Source organism: Acidimicrobiia bacterium (assembly GCA_016650365.1).
Lineage (GTDB): Bacteria > Actinomycetota > Acidimicrobiia > Spongiisociales > JAENVV01 > JAENVV01.
This window is the reverse complement of the sequence record JAENVV010000314.1, coordinates 1-1,831: the sequence shown is the minus strand read 5'-3', so window position 1 is coordinate 1,831 and position 1,831 is coordinate 1. Positions and strand designations below refer to the sequence as shown.

Genomic DNA, 1,831 nt, shown 5'->3' with positions numbered 1-1,831 from the left:
TGCTCGAATCGACTTGTTCTTCAGCCAGTCGATGTTCTCTACCGGCTCGTTTGCCCCGAGTATCGCCGGCCCAATGGAGGCGAACCACAGAGGTGCCATCCCCTGAGCCGCCCATTCTGCCTTGAACTGGTCGTTCGTCTTGGCCATCTCGCTAAACGCCTCACTGTGAGCCTGAGTGTCTCTGCTCACGAACAGGACCGATCCGACGCTCGAATAGGGAAAGAACGACGGCTGCTGGACTGGCAGGAACAACCCGAAGTCGGCGCGGCCGTCCTTTATGCAGTCGAAGATGTCGGCGAAGGCACACAGTGCCCCCGCATAGAAGGGTTCGATGGTCACTCGTCCGTTGGTGCGCTTATTCATCTCGTCTGCCATCCAGGCGAACGCTTGGGAGTGGGGACTGTCCTCAACGGCGAAAGACGCGTAGACAAGGCGGACCGGGTCGCCGGCTACTTCGGTTGTCGTCGTCCCATCGCCAGATGCCTCGGTCGTGGTTCCGCCGCAGGCACTCACGATCAGTGCCAGTATCGCCAAAACTGTGATCAGCCGTGTTACGGCTGTGTACTCCTGTGCTCGTCCTCGGTTCATCGTTCCTCCTCCTGGGAGGCCGTCGCCGGCCTTGTGTACGATTCGGAGACCTAAGCAGTCTCTTGGATACGGAAAGGGTGACTCCCATGTCCGGATTGTATAGTATATAATATACTGTCTAGTGTCAATCGAACGCCCGAGCCTTGTGAGGAGAGTCACCCATGCCCATCATCAACTTCGATGACATGCCCAAGATGGCAATTACCGAGAAACACTCCGATGCCTACGGCGAGCTGCTCACTGGCTCCACCATCGAGATCGGCCGGCTCCACTTCAAGGCAGGACAGAAAGCCAATCCCCACACCCATGAGCAGGAGCAGGTGGTGCTCGTGATCGAGGGTCGGGTCGAGGTCTTCTTCGACGGCGAGGTGAAGGAAGTCGGACCGGGTGGAGGATTCCATGCGCCTTCCTGGGTGCCCCATGGGGTCACGGCTATCACTGACTGCGTGATGCTCAGCTGCAAGAACGTCATCGACGGCGTCGGCCACGAATTGTGAAAGCCGTGTTGCTCCGCGAGGTCGGAGTAGTCGAGTTGGTTGACCTTGAGGAACCCGAACCGGCAGGGTCCGAGGTCGTCGTCAATGTCGCCGTGTCGGGCATTTGCGGCAGCGACGTGCACGCGGCCCGGGACGGGGGATTGCTACGAACGCCACCCGTCGTGATGGGACACGAGTTTTCCGGCACCTTCGATGGCCGGCGAGTGGCCGTGAACCCAATGATCAACTGCGGTGCTTGCATTCGATGCCAGCAAGGCCAGCCCCACCTGTGCAGTAACAGAACGATCGTGGGCATCCAGCGGGCCGGCGGACTGGCTCAGCGGGTAGCCGTCCCCGAATCGTGCCTGGTCGACCTGCCCGAACACGTCTCCATGGAGGCGGGGGCAATGGTCGAACCGCTTGCAGTCGCCCACCACGCCGTCGGTCTGTGTCCGCCCCAACCCGGTGACCGGGTGGGCATCCTAGGGGCAGGCACAATCGGCCTCCTCGTCGCCTACGTTTCTAGCAGTCTCACCGACGACGTTTCAGTTGCCGACCCAAACCAACATCGGCTCGGCTTCGCCCGCACCCTCGGCGTAAAAAACACCGACGTGACCCTACACGGCGACTTCGACATCATCTTCGACGCGGTGGGCAACGCGAGCACCCATCGTCTCTCTCTTGAGCACCTCCGTCCGGGGGGCACCGCGGTCTGGGTGGGCAATGAGAACCCAGACGCCGCATTCGACGCCCAGATGCTCGTACGC

Annotated in this window: 3 protein-coding genes; 2 read left to right on the top strand and 1 reads right to left on the bottom strand. The window is 61.0% G+C overall.

Annotated features, from left to right (window positions below):
- Window positions 1-588, bottom strand: a 588-nt coding sequence (locus tag JJE47_17420; GenBank protein ID MBK5269206.1) for a hypothetical protein, incomplete at its 3' end; no start/stop codon positions are given.
- A 161-nt stretch (window positions 589-749) separates the two neighbouring features.
- Between JJE47_17420 and JJE47_17415 the strand changes: the two genes are divergently transcribed.
- Together JJE47_17415 and JJE47_17410 are read left to right on the top strand one after the other, a co-directional pair.
- Window positions 750-1,085 (top strand): cupin domain-containing protein, encoded by a 336-nt coding sequence (locus JJE47_17415; GenBank protein ID MBK5269205.1) that lies wholly within the window; start codon window positions 750-752, stop codon window positions 1,083-1,085.
- A 5-nt stretch (window positions 1,086-1,090) separates the two neighbouring features.
- Window positions 1,091-1,831: alcohol dehydrogenase catalytic domain-containing protein (locus tag JJE47_17410; protein ID MBK5269204.1), on the top strand; the 741-nt coding region annotated here is incomplete at its 3' end.

What these genes read in the sequence shown, in the direction of transcription:
- JJE47_17415 (MBK5269205.1), top strand. Translation starts at nt 750, where the DNA reads ATGCCCATCATCAACTTCGATGACATGCCCAAGATGGCAATTACCGAG.